A 16,397-nucleotide genomic window follows, 5' to 3' on the forward strand; every position below is an offset into this window, starting at 1 on the left:
CTCTCACGGTCGGAATGACACGAGTCACTGTAATGGGGTGCACGGCCGATCCCGGCGCCCCTACAGTCGGTGCCATGGCCGCCAAATTCGCCCAGTTGTTCGCCGATTCCCGTCGCGCACTGTTCACCATGCTCGGCATCCAGGCCGTCATCTGGTCGGTGCAGGTGGTCAACTGGCTGGACGACTACGGGCTGTCGCGGGAGTTCGGCCTGCGCACGGAGCAGGTCGGGGACCTCCCCGAGATGTTCACCATGCCGTTCCTGCACTTCAGTTGGAGCCACATCGAGGCCAACTCCTGGCCGCTGTTCGTGCTCGGCTTCCTGTCCGCGTACCGCGGCATGAAGAAGTTCCTGCTGGCCAGCCTGGTGATCCTGGTGTCCGGCGGGCTGCTGGTCTGGCTGCTGGAGAGCCCGAACACGGTGACCGCCGGGGCGAGCGGCATGGTCTACGGCTATCTGGGCTACGTGGTGCTGCGCGGCGTCCTGGACCGCAACGTGCTGGACGCGGTGGTCGGCGTCGTCATCGCGGCGGTCTACTCGACGATCCTGATCGGGGTGCTGCCGGTCACCCCGGGCGTCAGCTGGCTGGGCCACCTCGGCGGGCTGATCGGCGGACTGGCCGCCGCCGTGCTGCTCCGCGAGCGGCGGGCCGCCCGGAAGGCCGCGCCGGCGACCGTCCCGCAGGCGACCGCACCCGACAGCCCCGGATCCGCCCTGCTCAAGCAGTTGGACGAGCTCGGCCTCTGAGGCCGTCCGCCGCGTCCGGAGCATCAGGTATAGACCAATCCCACCCCTGCGGCTAGCGTGGATCGCTCACCCTCCCAGCTCCGGAGCCGCACCGTGCAGTCGTCCGTCCTCGCCTTCGCCACCGACCTGCTCGACGAGGGCGCCGACACCTTCTTCGGCAACCTCGCCGACCGCGCCGGGGTCGGCGGCGTCACCCTCGCCTCGGTCTACCACCAGGCCCGCGACGTCTTCCCGCACAACCCCCGCCGGGTGGTCCGCTACCTGGAGCCGGGCGCCGCCTACTTCCGCCCCGACCCGGTCCGCTGGCGGGGCCGCCGCCTGGCCCCCGTCCCGTCCACCGCGCTGGGCGGGCGCGACCCCTTCGCCGAGGCCGCCGAGGAGGCCCGCCGCCAGGGCCTGAACCTGCACGCCTGGACGGTCTTCTGCCACAACGACCGGCTCGGCTTCGCCCACCCCGACTGCGCCCCGGCCAACGCCTTCGGCGACCGCCACCTCACCGAGCTCTGCCCGGCGAACCCGGAGGTCCGGGAGTACGCGCTGACCCTGGTCGCCGAACTGGCCCGGTACGGCGTGGACGCGATCCGCGCCGAGTCCCTGCACTTCCACGGCCTGCGCCACGGCTACCACCACGAGCGCTACTTCGAGGAGCTGGGCCCGAGCGCCGAGGCGCTGCTCGGGGTCTGCTTCTGCCCGCACTGCCGCGCCGCCGCCACCGGTGCCGGCGTCCCGGCCGAGGAGGTGGCCGAGGCGGTCCGCACCGAGCTGCGCCGCCGGCTGGCCGACGAGTCCGCGGCCGCCGAGCCCGCCGACCTGAGCGCCCTCGCCGACGGCGCCTTCGCCGCCTACGTGGACGCCTCCGCGGCCACCGTCACCTCGCTCGCCGCCGAACTCACCGAGCAGGCCCGCCGGCACGGCATGCGGCTGAGCTTCATGGACGGCGGCGGCCCTGGCACCGGCTGGCTCTCCGGCATCGACCTCCCGGCCCTCGCGCTGGTCACCGACCAGATCGAGACCCTCGGCTACGTGAGGACCCCGGAGGCGGTCCGGGAGAAGATCGCCGCCTTCGCCCTGCACGGCGTCCACCCGCGGTCCATGGCGGTGATCATGCGCCCGATGTCCTCCGACTGCGACGGCCCGGCGAACCTCGCCGCCAAGATCGCCGTGCTGCGCCGACTCGGTGTCCCCGAGGTGGAGTTCTACCACTACGGCCTGATGCGGCTGTCCTCCCTGGACCGGATCGGCGCCGCGCTCGCCGGCTGACCGGATCGGCACCGGGCCTGCCGACCGCCCCACCGACGCCCCGCCGACCGCCCCGTCAGCGACGCCGCTTGGACGTCCCGAACAGGCTGCGCGAGATCTCCTGCCCGAGCTGCCGCCCGGCCGAGCGCGCGAAGGACTTCACGGTCGGGTTGTTCAGCAGCGACCCGAGCAGCCCGCCCGCACCCGACTGCTCCCTCACCCGCTCCCCCGACTCCGCCCGATCCCCCCGCCCCGGCGCGGGCCGCTCGGCCGGCTCGGGCCCGGTCGGCGCCGCCTCCGGCCGGGGTGCGCGCGCCGCGAGCTTCTCGTACGCCGACTCCCGGTCGACGGCGTCCCGGTAGCGCGCCGTCAGCGGCGAGGCGTCCACCACCGCCCGCAGGTCCGCCGCCTCGATCGGCCCCATCAGCGACCGCGGCGCCCGCAGCCTGGTCGCCGCGACCGGCGTCGGCGCGCCCTTCTCGGAGAGGACGGTGACCACGGCCTCGCCGGTGCCCAGCGAGGTCAGCACCGCGCCGAGGTCGTACGAGGAGCGCGGGAAGGTCGAGACGGTGGCCTTGAGCGCCTTGGCGTCGTCCGGGGTGAAGGCGCGCAGCGCGTGCTGCACCCGGTTGCCCAACTGCGCCAGCACGTCGGACGGGACGTCCCGCGGCGTCTGGGTCACGAAGAAGATGCCGACGCCCTTGGAGCGGATCAGCCGCACGGTCTGGGTGATCGCCTCCAGGAAGGCCTTGGAGGCGCCCTTGAACAGCAGGTGCGCCTCGTCGAAGAAGAACACCAGCTTGGGCCTGTCCAGGTCGCCCACCTCGGGCAGCTCCTGGTAGAGGTCGGCGAGCAGCCACATCAGGAAGGTGGAGAACAGCCGCGGCCGGTCCTGCACCGCGGGCAGTTCCAGCACCGAGACCACGCCCCCGCCGTCCGGGGTGGTCCGCAGCAGCTCGGCGGTGTCGAACTCGGGCTCGCCGAAGAACGCCCCGGCACCCTCGTTCTCCAGCACCGTGAGCGCGCGCAGGATCACCCCGGCGGTGGCCGCCGAGAGCCCGCCGATGGTCCGCAGTTCCTCCTTGCCCTCGGGCGAGGCGAGGAAGGCGATCACCGCGGTGAGGTCCTTGAGGTCGTAGAGCTCCAGGCCCTTGCCGTCGGCGTAGTGGAACACCAGGCTGAGCGAGGACTCCTGGGTCTCGTTCAGGTCGAGCACCTTGGCCAGCAGCAGCGGCCCGAAGCTGGTGACGGTGGCCCGGATCGGGATGCCCGTACCCTGCCCGCCGAGCGCGTAGAACTCAGCCGGGCAGCCCCGGGGCGCCCACTGCTGCCCCACCTCGGCGGCCCGGGCGGCGGTCCGCTCGCTCGGCGTCCCGGGCGCGGCGACGCCGGAGACGTCCCCCTTGATGTCGGCCAGGAACACCGGCACGCCCTGCTCGGAGAGCTGCTCGGCGATCAGCTGGAGGGTCTTGGTCTTCCCGGTGCCAGTGGCCCCGGCGACCAGCCCGTGCCGGTTGAGCACGCCCAGCGGGATGCGCACCCGGGCGTCCGGGTACGCGGTGCCGTCCAGCAGCACCGCGCCGAGTTCGAGCGCGGGACCGGTGAAGGCGTACCCGTCGGCGATCTCCCGGACGGCCGGCGGGGTGAGGTCGGAGGACATCGGTGCACACTCCTGAGCGGATCGGAACGCTTCGGAACGGTTCGGCATCGGCTCGGAACCCGATCGGCACCGGGCGATGTTCGCGACATTTCCCATCAAACAGCCGCATTCGTCCACGCGCAGTTCACACCGGCGCGCGTGGCGGCGCCGCGGCTGCTGCGCCATCCGCCGCCCAAACGGTAGGCTTTCCGTGTGATCTTCAAGCGCATCGGCAATGGGCGGCCGTACCCGGATCACGGCCGGACGAGCACCCGCCAGTGGGCTGACGTCGCCCCGCGCCCGGTGCGACTCGACCAGCTGGTGACCACCAAGGGGCAACTCGACCTCGAAACCCTCCTGGCCGAGGACTCGACGTTCTACGGGGACCTCTTCGCCCACGTGGTGAAGTGGCACGGCGACCTCTACCTGGAGGACGGCCTGCACCGGGCCGTCCGGGCCGCGTTGCAGCAGCGCCAGGTGCTGCACGCCCGCGTCCTCGAGATGGAGTGACGGCCCCCGCCACCGGGACCGTCGGACCGCCACGGGCTTTTCCGGACCGCCCCCTCGCCACCCGGCGGAGGGCGGTCCGCGCGTACCCCGGTACCCCCGTTCGGGTACCGGGGTACGCCAGATGATGATCGTTTAGTACCTTCGAGGCCGTACGGCACTACGCTGCTGACTACGGCCGCGACCAGGGGATTCCGCCCGCAGCGGGGGAAGTCCCCACCCGGCCGATCCGTCATCCCGACCCCGCCCCGGCACGAGGGGGAGACAAACCGTGAGCATGTTGACTCCCCAAGGCCTCAAGGGGAAGCAGTACCGGGTCACCGGCAACACCTACCCGCGGTTGGGCCGGCCCCCGAAGAAGAGCCGCAAGGTGATCGCCGCGCTCGCCGGCCTGCTCGCCCTGGCCCTGATCGGTCTCGGTGGCGTGCAGCTGTACGACATCTTCACCGGCAGGAACAAGAACGCCTCGGCCCAGGCCTGCGCGACCCCGTCCGGCAAGGCGCTGGCCGCCCCGACCCCGGGGGCCACCCCGGGCGCCTCCGGCGCGCCCGCCGCCGCGCAGGGCGACCCGCACGCCGTCCCGCAGCCCGCCGCCGTCACCGTGAACATCTACAACGCCACGACCAAGGCCGGTCTGGCCGGCCGGACGGCCGAGGAGTTCAAGAAGCGCGGCTTCGTCATCGGCAAGGTCGGCAACGCCCCGGCCGAGCTGGACAAGAAGGTGCCCGGCACCGCCCAGGTGATCGCCGGTCCGGCCGGCGCCGGCGCGGGCACGCTGGTCGGCTCGCAGATCGCCGGGGCCGCCGTCACCGCCGACGCCCGCACCGACGCCACCGTGGACTTCGTGATCGGCGACAGCTACAACGCCCTGCTGGACGAGACCCAGGCGGCCGCCGCCCTCGCCCTGGCCACCAAGCCCTCCCCCACCCCGACCGCCACCGGCAGCTGCTGAGGCACCGGACACCGAGAGCCCCCGGCAGACGCAGTGCCGGGGGCTCTCGGTGTTCGGTGGTTCGGGTGGGGAGGCTCAGCCGGCCGTGCCGTACAGGCGGTCGCCCGCGTCGCCGAGGCCGGGGACGATGTAGCCGTTCTCGTTGAGCCGCTCGTCCAGGGCGGCGGTGACCACGGTGACCGGCAGGCCCGCCAGCTCCCGCTGCATCACCTCGACGCCCTCGGGGGACGCCAGCAGCACCACGGCGGTGACGTCGGTGGCTCCGCGCTCGATCAGCATCCTGATCGCGGCGACCAGGGTGCCGCCGGTGGCCAGCATCGGGTCGAGCACGTAGACCTGGCGGCCGGAGAGGTCGTCCGGCATCCGGGTGGCGTAGGTGGAGGCCTCCAGGGTCTCCTCGTTGCGGATCATGCCGAGGAAGCCCACCTCGGCGGTCGGCAGCAGACGGGTCATCCCGTCCAGCATGCCGAGGCCGGCCCGCAGGATCGGGACCACCAGCGGTCGCGGGTAGCTGAGCCGGGTACCCAGCGTGACCGCCACGGGGGTGGTGATCTCCACCTCGTCAGTGCGGACGTCCCGGGTGGCCTCGTAGGCGAGGAGGGTCACCAGTTCGTCCGTCAGGCGACGGAAGGTCGGCGAGTCGGTGCGCTCGTCGCGCAGGGTGGAGAGCTTGTGGGCGACCAGGGGGTGGTCGACGACGTGGAGACGCATGTACCGAGGTTAGCCCGGTCCTGGACGGGTGTACGACCCGCCGTGCCCCAGCCGCGCGCCGGTCCGGGTGACGTTCCCGTGACACGCCGTGACCCACCGCGAATGTCCGGACGGAACTGCCCCCTGTGGTATCAACCGGGCCGTTCGGGGAATGTCACCTCTTATGACGAGCAACCCGAACGCCGGGGACGGCTCGAAGGACGAGCCCGTCGACGGGACGGGCCGCAGCCCGGGCCCGCCGTACGACCACCCGGAGACCGAGGCGGAGCGCCGCAAGCGGCGGGCCGTCTTCCTGCGCGAGCTCACCGAGGCCCGCGAGCTCCGGGAGCGGGTGCAGCCCCGACGGACCAAGGAGCGGCGGATGCGCGAGGCGATGCGGATGCGGACCTTCCGGATCTGACCCGGCCCGGACGAGGCCCGGGCACCGCCCCGCACCGCCCGACGCGCTCCTGACGCGCGCCCCGCAGCACCCGGGGCGGCCCGCGAAACGGCCCGCCACGACCCCGACGGGCGTTCGGAGCAAATTTCGACCGGCCTCGGACCGGCCCGCCGCGGCTTCGCCGTCCGCCACCCGGTCCTTCCGACACGACCTGCAAAGACGCGCTGCCGAACACCCCCCGCGAGGGCGGGCTTTCTGTCACGATTCCGATGGGACGGTCCGAACAAGCGGGCCGCCTCTGGCGCGGGGGCGGCCGGATTACCGCGTTGCCCGTACGCGCCGACAGCCGAGGCCGATGATCTTGGGAGTGTCCCTGGTGGCGTACTTCGCTGCAGTGCTTGCTCGCACCGAGGACGGGTGGGATGTGAGCGAGACGGAACTCGACGACGTCGAAACCCTGGCCGATCTGACCGATCTGGCCCGCGACGCCGCCCAGGACGACGACAGCGTCCTGATCTTCATCGAACAGGAGGACGTCTGGTTCGCCGTCGTCCGCGTGGACGGCGAGGAGGACCCGCGGATCTTCGTGTCGGACGGCGCCGCGGCCGCCCGCAGCTCCTACGGCTCCGTCCTCACCGACGAGTTGGTCGACCAGGCCGGCGAGAGCGAGTTCGGCGACCTGGACCACCTGCTGGACGAGACCGAGGAGCAGGCCGAGGAGCGGGACGAGGAGGACGCCGACGCCCGCGGCGGCGTCCCGGTCGGCCCGCTCGGCGACGCCCACCTGCTCACCGAGTTCGGCTTCGCCTCCGACGCGCTGCTCGCGCTCAGCGGCGAGGGCGCGGTGCCGGGCGACGCCCTGGAGGAGATCGCCGAGGCCCTGGGCTGCGGCGAGGTCCTGGAGGCCGTCCGGTAGCGGGGTCGGTCATGCCGGTGTCCTCCACCGGATACCCGACACTGGATGCCATGCAGCCCGCATCCACCCCACTCACCGTCCCGCCCGTCACCCCGCTGCCCGCCCCCGTCCGCCCCGACCCGGTCCGCGACCGCTGGGCGGCGCCGATGCGCCTCGCGATGGCCGAGGCCGCGCTGGCGCCGGCCACCGGGGACGTACCGGTCGGGGCGCTCGTCCTGGACCCGGACGGCGAGGTGATCGGACGCGGCCACAACGAGCGCGAGGCGGTCGGCGACCCGACCGGGCACGCCGAGGTGGTCGCGATCCGGCAGGCGGCCGAGAAGACCGGGCAGTGGCGGCTGAGCGGCTGCACGCTGGTCGTCACGCTGGAGCCGTGCACCATGTGCGCCGGCGCCATCGTGCTGTCCCGGATCGACCGGGTGGTCTACGGCGCCCTCGACGAGAAGGCCGGCGCGGCCGGCTCGCTCTTCGACGTGATGCGCGACCGCCGGCTCAACCACCGCCCCGAGGTGATCTGGGGTGTCCTCGCCGACGAGTGCGGCGAGCAGCTGCGCGCCTTCTTCGACACCCACCGCTGAGGCCCGCCGATCGCCGTAGCGGTACGGATTTCGTGACTGCGCCACACCTCCGGTAGAGTTCCTCTCGGTAGCGTGTCCGAGCGGCCAAAGGAGCACGCCTCGAAAGCGTGTGTGGGGGCAACTCCACCGTGGGTTCGAATCCCACCGCTACCGCTCGAAAGCCCGAGGGCCCGTCCGATCCGGACGGGCCCTCGGCGTTTTGTGCACCAGGCGCGACTCACGCCCGGTGCCGGGCCTGCGCGGGCACGAGGAACGGCTCCGTACGCCGGGCTGATGACCACCGGTGCCCGGTCCGTACGGAGCCTGGAGGGGGAGCGGCTCGGGGGGACTGACCGCTCCCCCCACGGAGTCCCACAACCGGCGCCGCGTCGGGGGGAAGCCGCGGCGACCGGTCCCACAGCGGGGAGCTCCGGATCCACGTGCCGGGGATTCCTGCCAGATCCTCGACACGTCCTCCATCCTGCCGCCCGGGCCGCGGCCGGGCCCCCGGAGAAAGGCCCCACTCGCGGGGACCTTCGTCCCGCCGGCCGAACGCGTCGCACACTTGATAGCCCGTCCGGGTGGATAAGCTGCCCCTGCAGGCCGCTCGGGGACCGGAAGGCGGCGGCCCACAGCTCGGAGGAAGGTCACCCGATGGCGCAGGCGAAGAAGATCGGCACGATCCTTCTGCTCGTCTTCGTGCTCTACTCGATCATCACCTCGCCCTCCCGGTCCGCCGAGCTGGTCCAGCTCGGGTTCGAGGGGATCTCGAACGCGGCCAAGGCGGTCGGCACCTTCATGACCGGTCTGATCAAGTGACGGACGGCCTCCTCCCCTCCGGATGACAACCGGCCCCGCGCACCGGCTACGGTGAGCGCGACCCTCTGTCCCCGTCCGCGAGGAGCGGCAATCGTGATCCGGCACCTGGTCCTGTTCAAGCTCAACGAAGGCGTCCGCAAGGACGAAGAGCGCGTGCTCGCCGGCGCCAAGGCCTTCGACGCGCTCGGCGCGGTGATCCCCGAGCTGCGCGAGTGGGAGTGCGGCTGGAACACCACCGAGCGCGACATCGCGTACGACTACGCGATCAACAGCCTGGTCGAGGACCGCGACGCCCTCCAGGCCTACCTGACCCACCCGGACCACCAGGCCGCGGCCGACCTCTGGCGCGAGTTCGCCACCTGGGTGATCGCCGACGTCGAGGTCTGAGCACCCGTCCGGCTCCGACCCGTCCGACCCAGCCCGTCCGAAGCCCACCCCCGGGCCCTTCCCCCGGACGGACCGCGGCGCCCCGTCCGACCTCCGGACGGGGCGCCCTGCTCTGTCCCGGAACGACCCTTGCGGCGCTTCGCCGGCCGGCCCGGGAAAGGTTGAACGCCCCACCAACACACCTCCGTCGGGTGCTTGCCCGACGTGTGCCCACCTTGTGATGCTATGACCGGTTTTGCCGGACATGGCGAGGTAGTGAACCAGCCGCGACACCCGCTCCGCAGGGACCGCCGTTGACGACTTTGGGAGGGGTGAGATGTCCGTGGACGAAGTGCTGGCTGCGATCACCAGCCCGGCCGGCGAACTCCGCCCGGACCGGCTGCGCGGCCCCGGCGGCCGCCCCGCCGTGGACGTCCGGACGCTGACCCGGGTGCTGTTCGAGCGGCTCGCCGAGCTGCCCCCGGACGCCCCCGAGCGGGAGCGGGTCCGGGCCGCCCTGATCGAGGTGAACATCCCGCTGGTCCGCTACGCGGCCACCCGCTTCCGCAGCCGCAGCGAGCCGATGGAGGACGTCGTCCAGGTCGGCACCATCGGCCTGATCAACGCGATCGACCGCTTCGACCCCGGCCGCGGCGTCCAGTTCCCCACCTACGCGCTGCCGACCATCCTGGGCGAGATCAAGCGCTACTTCCGGGACAACGTCCGCACCATGCACGTCCCGCGCCGGCTCCAGGAGCTCTGGGTCCAGGTCAGCGGCGCCATGGAGGAGCTGACGGTGCTGCACGGGCGGGCCCCCAAGGTGCCCGAGATCGCCGCCAGCCTGCGGATCCCCGAGGAGGACGTGCGGGCCTGCCTGGACGCCGGGCGGGCCTACAACGCGGCCTCCCTGGAGGCCGCGCAGGAGCACGAGGGCGGGCTGGCGCTGCTCGACCGGCTCGGCTACGAGGACTCCGCGCTGGCCGAGGTCGAGCACCGGGACATGGTCCGCCACCTGCTGGTCCAGCTCCCCGAGCGGGAGCGGCGGATCGTGATGCTGCGGTTCTTCGCCAACCTGACCCAGTCCCAGATCAGCACCGAGCTGGGGATGTCCCAGATGCACGTGTCCCGGCTGCTCTCCCGGATCCTGACCAGGCTTCGGACCGGCAACTCCTGGGAAGAGTGAGATTGCAGCCAGTTACCCCCGCGTGACATCTTGCGACGTTCGGGTTTGCCGTGGACCGTGTTCCGGTATGGAGGGGGAAGGCCCTCGCCGGGAACCTCCGCGCGACGGCCCCCGTTCTGCTGACAGTCACAAGGGGGTGGGTGCATGTCCGGAGAGTCGGCCACTGCGGAGATCCACGCTGGACAGGCCGACGGCACGGCCGTCGTCGAGGACCTGGTCCCGCGGCAGCGGGTCGAACCGGTCCGGCCGCCCGGCCCCGACGCGGCACCGGAGACGCCGCCCGGCTCCGCGCTGGACACCCGGACGCTCTCCCGCTCGCTGTTCCTGCGGCTGGCCGCACTGGAGCCCGGCAGCGCCGAGCACACCTACGTGCGCGACACCCTGATCGAGCTCAACCTGCCGCTGGTCCGGTACGCCTCGGCGCGCTTCCGCAGCCGCAACGAGCCGATGGAGGACATCGTCCAGGTCGGCACCATCGGCCTGATCAAGGCGATCGACCGGTTCGACCCGGAGCGCGGGGTGGAGTTCCCCACCTTCGCGATGCCCACCGTGGTGGGCGAGATCAAGCGCTTCTTCCGGGACACCAGCTGGTCGGTCCGGGTGCCCCGGCGGCTCCAGGAGCTGCGGCTGGCCCTCACCAAGGCCGGCGACGACCTCTCCCAGCGGCTGGACCGCTCCCCCACCGTCGCCGAGCTGGCGGTCTGCCTGGGGGTCAGCGAGGAGGACGTGGTCGAGGGCCTCGCGGTCGGCAACGCGTACACCGCCAGCTCGCTCGACTCCAGCACCGGCGAGGAGGACAGCGACGGGCCGCTGGCCGACCGGCTCGGCTACGAGGACCTCGCGCTGGAGGGCGTCGAGTACCGGGAGTCGCTCAAGCCGCTGCTGGCCAAGCTGCCGCCGCGCGAGCGCCGGATCATCATGCTGCGGTTCTTCGGCAACCTGACCCAGTCGCAGATCGGCGAGGAGATCGGGATCTCCCAGATGCACGTCTCCCGGCTGCTCACCCGGACGCTCACCCAGCTGCGCGAGGGGCTGATCAACGAGGGCTGAGCCGGCCGCCGGTGGCCGGGCCGCCGCCCGGCCCGGCCACCGGGTCGTCCAGCAGGTTGGCGCGCAGCCCGGCCAGCACCTCGTCGTCCAGTCCGAGTCCGTCCCGCCAGAACGCGTCGAAGCCGCCCCAGCCGGCCTCGACCTCGGCGAAGGCCGCGTCCAGGTAGCCGCCGTCGGCCCGGAGGACGGGCAGCAGCAGCTCGGGCTCGCGCATCAGGCCGCGGCCGCCGAGGTCGTCCAGCACCCGCCGCACCAGCGGGGCGGAGCGCTCGTTGGTGAGCAGGTAGTCCGTCCGGACGGTCCCGCGGTCCACCCCGAGGGCGGTCAGCAGCAGTGCGGCGGCCCAGCCGGTGCGGTCCTTGCCCGCGGAGCAGTGGAACAGCAGCGGCGGGCCCTCCGGGGCCGCCAGCAGGCGCAGCAGGGCCGCGAAGCGCTCGCGCGCCACCCGGTCCGTGACGAACCAGCGGTAGAGGCCGGTCATCAGGGCCGCCGCCCGGCCGTCGCCGAGCAGCGCCCGCTGGCGCTGCGGGCTGTGGTCGGCCAGCGCCTCGCGGACCAGCAGGAAGACGTCGAAACCCGTTGCCAGCAGCGGGAGGTGGTGGAGGGTCACGCCGGCCGGCAGGCGGTCCAGGCCGGTCGCGCGGACCTCGCCCATGCTCCGCAGGTCCACCACGCTGCGCAGGCCGATCGCGCCGAGCGGGCCGATGTCCTCGGCGGTGACATGGTTCAGGCCATCGCTGCGCAGGGCCACCCCGCGCCGGAGAATCCGCCCGTCAGCCGCCCGGTACCCGCCCAGATCGCGGGCATTCAGCGCACCGCGCAAACCGAGACTGCGCCCGACCAGCGGCGTTCCGTACGGCTCCGGTGACGCATTCCGTACGCTCCGGAATCCCGCCGGCTCGGTATGCTGATCGACCACGCGAGCGCCTCCATTGCATATTCGGACTGTCACATGGCACAGCGGTGCCCGATATTGCATGAACCTGCCCGACCGGGCGGCGGGATGTGCAAGAGTGTCATGCGCAACGACGACAGTGTAGGTGTCCAGCCCGACCCGCCGAGCCACACCGTCGGTAACCGCTTGTAGCACTCAGCTTCCGGTTTTTCATTTTCAATTCATTATTTGCGCCGCCGGTACGGTTCCGGTCACAATCAGCGCCTTCATGGCTTCGCCATGAACGTTGGTAACAGGTTCGCTGCACTCTCGCCCGATTGGTCCCTCGCACCGCCGTCCCTCGACCAGGATGGGCCCGGGCAGCCTGCTGCCCGCGAACAGCTACACGGGCAGGCGAGCGCGGAGCAGCGCGACGCCGGTCCCAAGGGGAGGATCACCATGGGTCGAGCGACCCGAAGAGTCGCCGCGTGCGCGGCGGCAGTCCTGCTGGCCAGCGGCTTGCAGACCACCCTGGCCCACGGCGACACCGCGCCGCCCAGGATCGACCTCACCGTCCTGGTCATCGACGACGGCGGCCCGTCCGTCGCGGCCATCACCGCCGAGCTGAAGAGCCAGGGCACGCCTTACAAGGTCGTCAGCCTCAATGACCCCAACCGCCCCGTCATCAACTCCGCTTTCCTGAGCGACACGGTGAACGGCCAGTCCCGCGGGAAGTTCCAGGGCATCGTGCTGCCCAACGAAAACCCCTTCCCCAACAGTGCCGCCGAGATGACGGCGATCGCGAGCTACGAAGCCGCATTCAACGTCCGCCAGATCGACGCGTACACGTGGGCCAGTCCGGCGGTGGGGCTGAACTACGCCCAGAATCCCGGATTCGCGGGCACCCTCGACGGATTCCAGGGCGCCACCACCACGGCCGGAACGTCGGGACCGTTCGGGTACCTCAAGGGCAGCGTCCCGTTCGAGGACAACGACGCGAACGTCAGCGAGAGCTACGGCTACCTGGCCACCCCCCTCGCCGGTCTGCCGGCCGGCGCCTCCTTCGTGCCCCTGGTCGACGCGCCGATACCCGACACGACCGCCCGCGGTTCTCTGGTCGGCGAGTACACCCACGACGGCCGCAAGGAACTGGTCGTCACGTTCGTCTACAACCAGTACCAGCAGCAGTACCGGCTGCTGGCCCGCGGCATGGTCGACTGGCTCACCCAGGGCGTCCACCTCGGCTACGACCGCAACTACTTCGCCACCCACGTGGACGACGTCTTCCTGGCCGACGACCGCTGGGACACCGTCCTCAAGTGCACCCCCGGCGACGTCACCTGCCCGCCCGGCACCCCGGACTCCGCCCACCCGATCCGGATGACCCAGGCCGAGGCCCAGCGCCTCAAGCAGTGGCAGACCGCCAACAACTTCACCCTGGACATGGTGTTCAACGGTGGCGGCAGCGAGGACTGGAAGGCCGACCACGAGACCACCGTGGACGCCGCGGCGGACCAGCTGATCACCGACCAGAACAGCTACCGGTGGATCAACCACACCTACACCCACCCGTACCTGGGCTGCGTCCAGGACGTCTCGGTGGTGCCGTGGCGCTGCTCCAAGGACGCCGCCGGCAACACGGTCTGGGTCGACCAGAACACCATCTCCACCCAGATCAAGAACAACGCGGACTGGGCCACCGCCCGCGGCCTCCGGTTCGACCCGCAGACCCTGGTCACCGGTGAGCACTCCGGCCTGCTCACCGCCCCGCAGGAGACCAGCGACAACCCCAACCTGGCGCCGGCGCTGGCCGCCCACGGCATCAAGTTCACCGCCAGCGACGCCTCCCGCGAGGCGGGCCAGCGCGCCGTCGGCAGCTCCACGCTGACCGTGCCGCGGTACCCGATGAACGTCTTCTACAACGCCGGCACGGCGAAGGAGGAGACCGACGAGTACAACTGGATCTACACCAGCAAGGCCAACGGCGGCAGCGGCGTCTGCGAGAACAACGCCAACTCGACCTGCCTGCCGCAGCCGCTGGACGTCAACACCGGCTACCAGTCGTACATCGTGCCGCTGGAGGCCCGGATCGACCTCGGCCACGTGCTGAGCAACGACCCCCGGCCGCACTTCGTGCACCAGTCGAACCTCTCCGAGGACGGCATCCTGTACCCGGTGCTGGAGAAGATCCTCGGCACCTACCGCTCGCTGCACGCGGACAGCGCCCCGATCGTGAACCTGAGCCAGCGCGAGACCGGCCTGGAGTTCCAGCGCCGCGCGGCCTGGCACACGGCGGTCGCCGCCGGCCAGGTCACCGCCTACCGGGTCGGCAACACCGTCACCGTGAACGCGCCGTCCGGCGTTCAGGTCCAGGCCACCATGCCGACCGGAACCGCTCAGAAGCTGGCCATCGGAACGACCGGGTTCGGTTCGTCCTACGCCGGTACCCTCTCGGGTTGGGTGGCCCCGGGCGCGCTGCAGAGCAGCGTCACCCTGCAGCTGCCGTCCGCGCCGACCGCCCCGGCCGCCGTCGCGCCGAGCGTCGCGGCCAAGTCCGTCCCGGCCCCGGCGCCGGCGGACAAGACGGTCGTCCCGCAGGGCGTCGCCACCCCGGTCCCGGCGGGCCCGGGCGACACCACCCGCCGGCCCGCTCCGTCCCTGGTCCCCGGTAGCGGAACCCCGGTGCCCGGCAAGGACCTCGCCGCTGGCAACATCGGCCAGGGCGGCAACGGCCACCACGGCGACAAGGCCGCGACGAAGAACGGCAAGGCCTCCGGGGGGACGGCCACGCCGAGCAGCACCACCGGACGCCCCGGCAACCGGTAACCGGTACCACCCGCTGGTGGGGTCGGGCCGGTCGCCCGGCCCGACCCCGCCACGGCACCCGTTCCGGTCATCCAGACCGGAACCGACGCAAGAACAGGAGGGGGGACAGGAATGCGCGTCACCCTGCTCACCGAGGGGACGTACCCGCACCAGCACGGCGGCGTGAGCGTCTGGTGCGACCAGCTCGTTCAGGGCATGCCGGACGTCGAGTTCGACGTCATCGCCGTCACCGGAACCGGCCACGAACCACTGGCATGGGAGCTGCCCGCCAACGTGCGGTCGGTCACCACCGCACCGCTGTGGGGGCCGGCCTCGGAAGGCCGGCCGCCCCGTGGCAAGGAGATGCGGCGCTTCCTCAACGCGTACGAGCGCTTCCTGCACTCCATCCTCGACCCGGTCTACACCACGCACTTCGGCACCGAGCTGTACGGCTTCGCCGACCTCGCCCGGCGCGGGCTGCTCAGCCCGGCGCTGCGCAGCGAGCGGGCGCTGCGCACCCTCCAGCAGGTCTGGACCCGCGACTACCTGCCGACCGCCGTCTCCCGGCCCACCCTGCACGACGCCCTGAACGCCACCGACCTGCTGGAGCACGCCCTGCGGCCGCTCTCGGTCGAGCCGCCCAAGGACGGCGTCGCCCACGCGGCCAGCGGCGGGCTCGCCACCCTGCCCGGGCTGATCGCCGCCCAGCAGTACGGCGTACCGTTTCTGCTCACCGAGCACGGCATCTACCTGCGCGAGCGCTACCTCGGCTACCGCACCGGCCCGTACCGCTGGCCGGTCAAGGCGCTGCTGCTCGGCTTCTACCGGATGCTCGCCGAGGAGAGCTACCGGCAGGCCGCGCTGGTCACCCCCGGCAACCGGTACAACCGGCGCTGGGAGGAGCGCGGCGGCACGCCGTCCTCGCACATCCGCACCGTCTACAACGGGGTGGACCCGGCGGCCTTCCCGCCGGCCGGCCCCGAACCCGAGACGCCCACCCTCAGCTGGGCCGGCCGGGTCGACCCGATCAAGGACCTGGAGACGCTGATCCGGGCCTTCGCCATCGTCCAGCGCGAGATCCCCGAGGCACGGCTGCGGCTCTTCGGCGGCACCCCCAAAGGCGGCGAGGCGTACCGGGACGGCTGCATAGCCCTGGCCGCCGAGCTCGGCATAGCCGACTCGGTGGCCTTCGAGGGCCGCGTCGCCGACATCACCGACGCGTACGCGGCGGGCAACGTGGTCATGCTCTCCAGCATCAGCGAGGGCTTCCCGTTCACCCTGATCGAGGCGATGTCCTGCGGCCGCGCGACCGTCTCCACCGACGTCGGCGGCGTCCGGGAGGCCGTCGGCGACACCGGACTGGTCGTCCCCCCGCGCGAACCCGAACCGATGGCGGCCGCCGCGATCGAGCTGCTGCGCGACCCCGAACGGCGCGCCCGGCTCGGCGAGGGCGCCCGGCTGCGGGTGATCGAGCAGTTCACCCTCCGCCAGAACATCGACGGCTTCCGCGGCATCTACACCGAACTCCTGGGCACCGCCCGCTGGATGCCCGGCGGGGTGGTCGCCGTCACCGACCAGGTCCCCAGCCCCGACTGGGACCAGCGGCTGGCCGTCGCCCGCCCCGAGCCGAGCGAGGTGGGCGCGTGAGTGGTCC

General features: G+C 72.2%; 16 protein-coding genes and 1 tRNA gene. 14 read left to right on the top strand and 3 right to left on the bottom strand.

Annotated elements, in window-relative coordinates; all coding sequences use genetic code 11:
• Positions 1–74: 74 nt before the first annotated feature.
• Both ACZ7RU_RS16235 and ACZ7RU_RS16240 read left to right on the top strand, forming a co-directional pair.
• A complete protein-coding gene (locus ACZ7RU_RS16235) occupies positions 75–746 on the top strand; it encodes a rhomboid family intramembrane serine protease (protein ID WP_470341601.1) in 672 nt (223 codons plus the stop codon).
• Between the two features lie 93 nt (positions 747–839).
• Positions 840–2,006 carry a hypothetical protein gene (locus tag ACZ7RU_RS16240; protein WP_470341602.1) on the top strand — a complete coding sequence of 389 codons (1,167 nt, stop codon included), beginning with the start codon at positions 840–842 and terminating at the stop codon, positions 2,004–2,006.
• 55 nt (positions 2,007–2,061) lie between these two features.
• On the opposite strand, the gene ACZ7RU_RS16245 is transcribed toward ACZ7RU_RS16240, so the two are convergent.
• Positions 2,062–3,645 (bottom strand): helicase HerA-like domain-containing protein, encoded by a 1,584-nt coding sequence (locus ACZ7RU_RS16245; RefSeq protein WP_470341603.1) that lies wholly within the window; start codon positions 3,643–3,645, stop codon positions 2,062–2,064.
• Between the two features lie 192 nt (positions 3,646–3,837).
• Here ACZ7RU_RS16245 and ACZ7RU_RS16250 point away from each other — a divergent pair, with 192 nt between their 5' ends.
• Positions 3,838–4,134 carry a type II toxin-antitoxin system VapB family antitoxin gene (locus tag ACZ7RU_RS16250; RefSeq protein ID WP_030061387.1) on the top strand — a complete coding sequence of 99 codons (297 nt, stop codon included), beginning with the start codon at positions 3,838–3,840 and terminating at the stop codon, positions 4,132–4,134.
• 274 nt (positions 4,135–4,408) lie between these two features.
• Positions 4,409–5,083, top strand: coding sequence for a LytR C-terminal domain-containing protein (locus ACZ7RU_RS16255; RefSeq protein ID WP_470341867.1), 675 nt, complete (start codon positions 4,409–4,411; stop codon positions 5,081–5,083).
• Between the two features lie 75 nt (positions 5,084–5,158).
• On the opposite strand, the gene upp is transcribed toward ACZ7RU_RS16255, so the two are convergent.
• Complete coding sequence (gene upp, locus ACZ7RU_RS16260) at positions 5,159–5,794, bottom strand: uracil phosphoribosyltransferase (RefSeq protein ID WP_470341604.1); 636 nt, start codon at positions 5,792–5,794, stop codon at positions 5,159–5,161.
• 163 nt (positions 5,795–5,957) lie between these two features.
• Here upp and ACZ7RU_RS16265 point away from each other — a divergent pair, with 163 nt between their 5' ends.
• The 8 genes from ACZ7RU_RS16265 (at position 5,958) to ACZ7RU_RS16300 (ending at position 11,064) form a co-directional block, all read left to right on the top strand.
• Positions 5,958–6,194 carry a hypothetical protein gene (locus tag ACZ7RU_RS16265; RefSeq protein ID WP_470341605.1) on the top strand — a complete coding sequence of 79 codons (237 nt, stop codon included), beginning with the start codon at positions 5,958–5,960 and terminating at the stop codon, positions 6,192–6,194.
• 334 nt (positions 6,195–6,528) lie between these two features.
• Positions 6,529–7,089 carry a tRNA adenosine deaminase-associated protein gene (locus ACZ7RU_RS16270; RefSeq protein WP_470341606.1) on the top strand — a complete coding sequence of 187 codons (561 nt, stop codon included), beginning with the start codon at positions 6,529–6,531 and terminating at the stop codon, positions 7,087–7,089.
• A 50-nt stretch (positions 7,090–7,139) separates the two neighbouring features.
• A complete protein-coding gene (tadA, locus tag ACZ7RU_RS16275; protein WP_470341607.1) occupies positions 7,140–7,667 on the top strand; it encodes a tRNA adenosine(34) deaminase TadA in 528 nt (175 codons plus the stop codon).
• 66 nt (positions 7,668–7,733) lie between these two features.
• Positions 7,734–7,820: transfer RNA gene (locus tag ACZ7RU_RS16280), tRNA-Ser, on the top strand.
• 480 nt (positions 7,821–8,300) lie between these two features.
• Positions 8,301–8,465 (top strand): hypothetical protein, encoded by a 165-nt coding sequence (locus tag ACZ7RU_RS16285; protein WP_470341608.1) that lies wholly within the window; start codon positions 8,301–8,303, stop codon positions 8,463–8,465.
• A 93-nt stretch (positions 8,466–8,558) separates the two neighbouring features.
• Positions 8,559–8,852 carry a Dabb family protein gene (locus ACZ7RU_RS16290; RefSeq protein ID WP_470341609.1) on the top strand — a complete coding sequence of 98 codons (294 nt, stop codon included), beginning with the start codon at positions 8,559–8,561 and terminating at the stop codon, positions 8,850–8,852.
• A gap of 316 nt (positions 8,853–9,168) precedes the next feature.
• Entirely contained in the window at positions 9,169–10,014 is an 846-nt protein-coding gene (locus tag ACZ7RU_RS16295; RefSeq protein WP_387752299.1) for an RNA polymerase sigma factor SigF, read from the top strand.
• A 144-nt stretch (positions 10,015–10,158) separates the two neighbouring features.
• Positions 10,159–11,064, top strand: coding sequence for an RNA polymerase sigma factor SigF (locus tag ACZ7RU_RS16300; RefSeq protein WP_470341610.1), 906 nt, complete (start codon positions 10,159–10,161; stop codon positions 11,062–11,064).
• Here the strand turns inward: ACZ7RU_RS16300 and ACZ7RU_RS16305 are convergent.
• Positions 11,051–12,043 carry a tyrosine-protein phosphatase gene (locus ACZ7RU_RS16305; protein ID WP_470341868.1) on the bottom strand — a complete coding sequence of 331 codons (993 nt, stop codon included), beginning with the start codon at positions 12,041–12,043 and terminating at the stop codon, positions 11,051–11,053. The two genes, ACZ7RU_RS16300 and ACZ7RU_RS16305, sit on opposite strands and share 14 nt — an antisense overlap.
• A gap of 354 nt (positions 12,044–12,397) precedes the next feature.
• Here ACZ7RU_RS16305 and ACZ7RU_RS16310 point away from each other — a divergent pair, with 354 nt between their 5' ends.
• Together ACZ7RU_RS16310 and pelF are read left to right on the top strand one after the other, a co-directional pair.
• Complete coding sequence (locus ACZ7RU_RS16310; protein ID WP_470341611.1) at positions 12,398–14,764, top strand: hypothetical protein; 2,367 nt, start codon at positions 12,398–12,400, stop codon at positions 14,762–14,764.
• A gap of 111 nt (positions 14,765–14,875) precedes the next feature.
• The gene (gene pelF, locus ACZ7RU_RS16315; RefSeq protein WP_470341612.1) at positions 14,876–16,390 is read left to right on the top strand and encodes a GT4 family glycosyltransferase PelF; all 1,515 of its coding nucleotides are present in this window, start codon (positions 14,876–14,878) and stop codon (positions 16,388–16,390) included.
• Positions 16,391–16,397: the final 7 nt, after the last annotated feature.

Source organism: Kitasatospora sp. NPDC114501, from assembly GCF_055633695.1.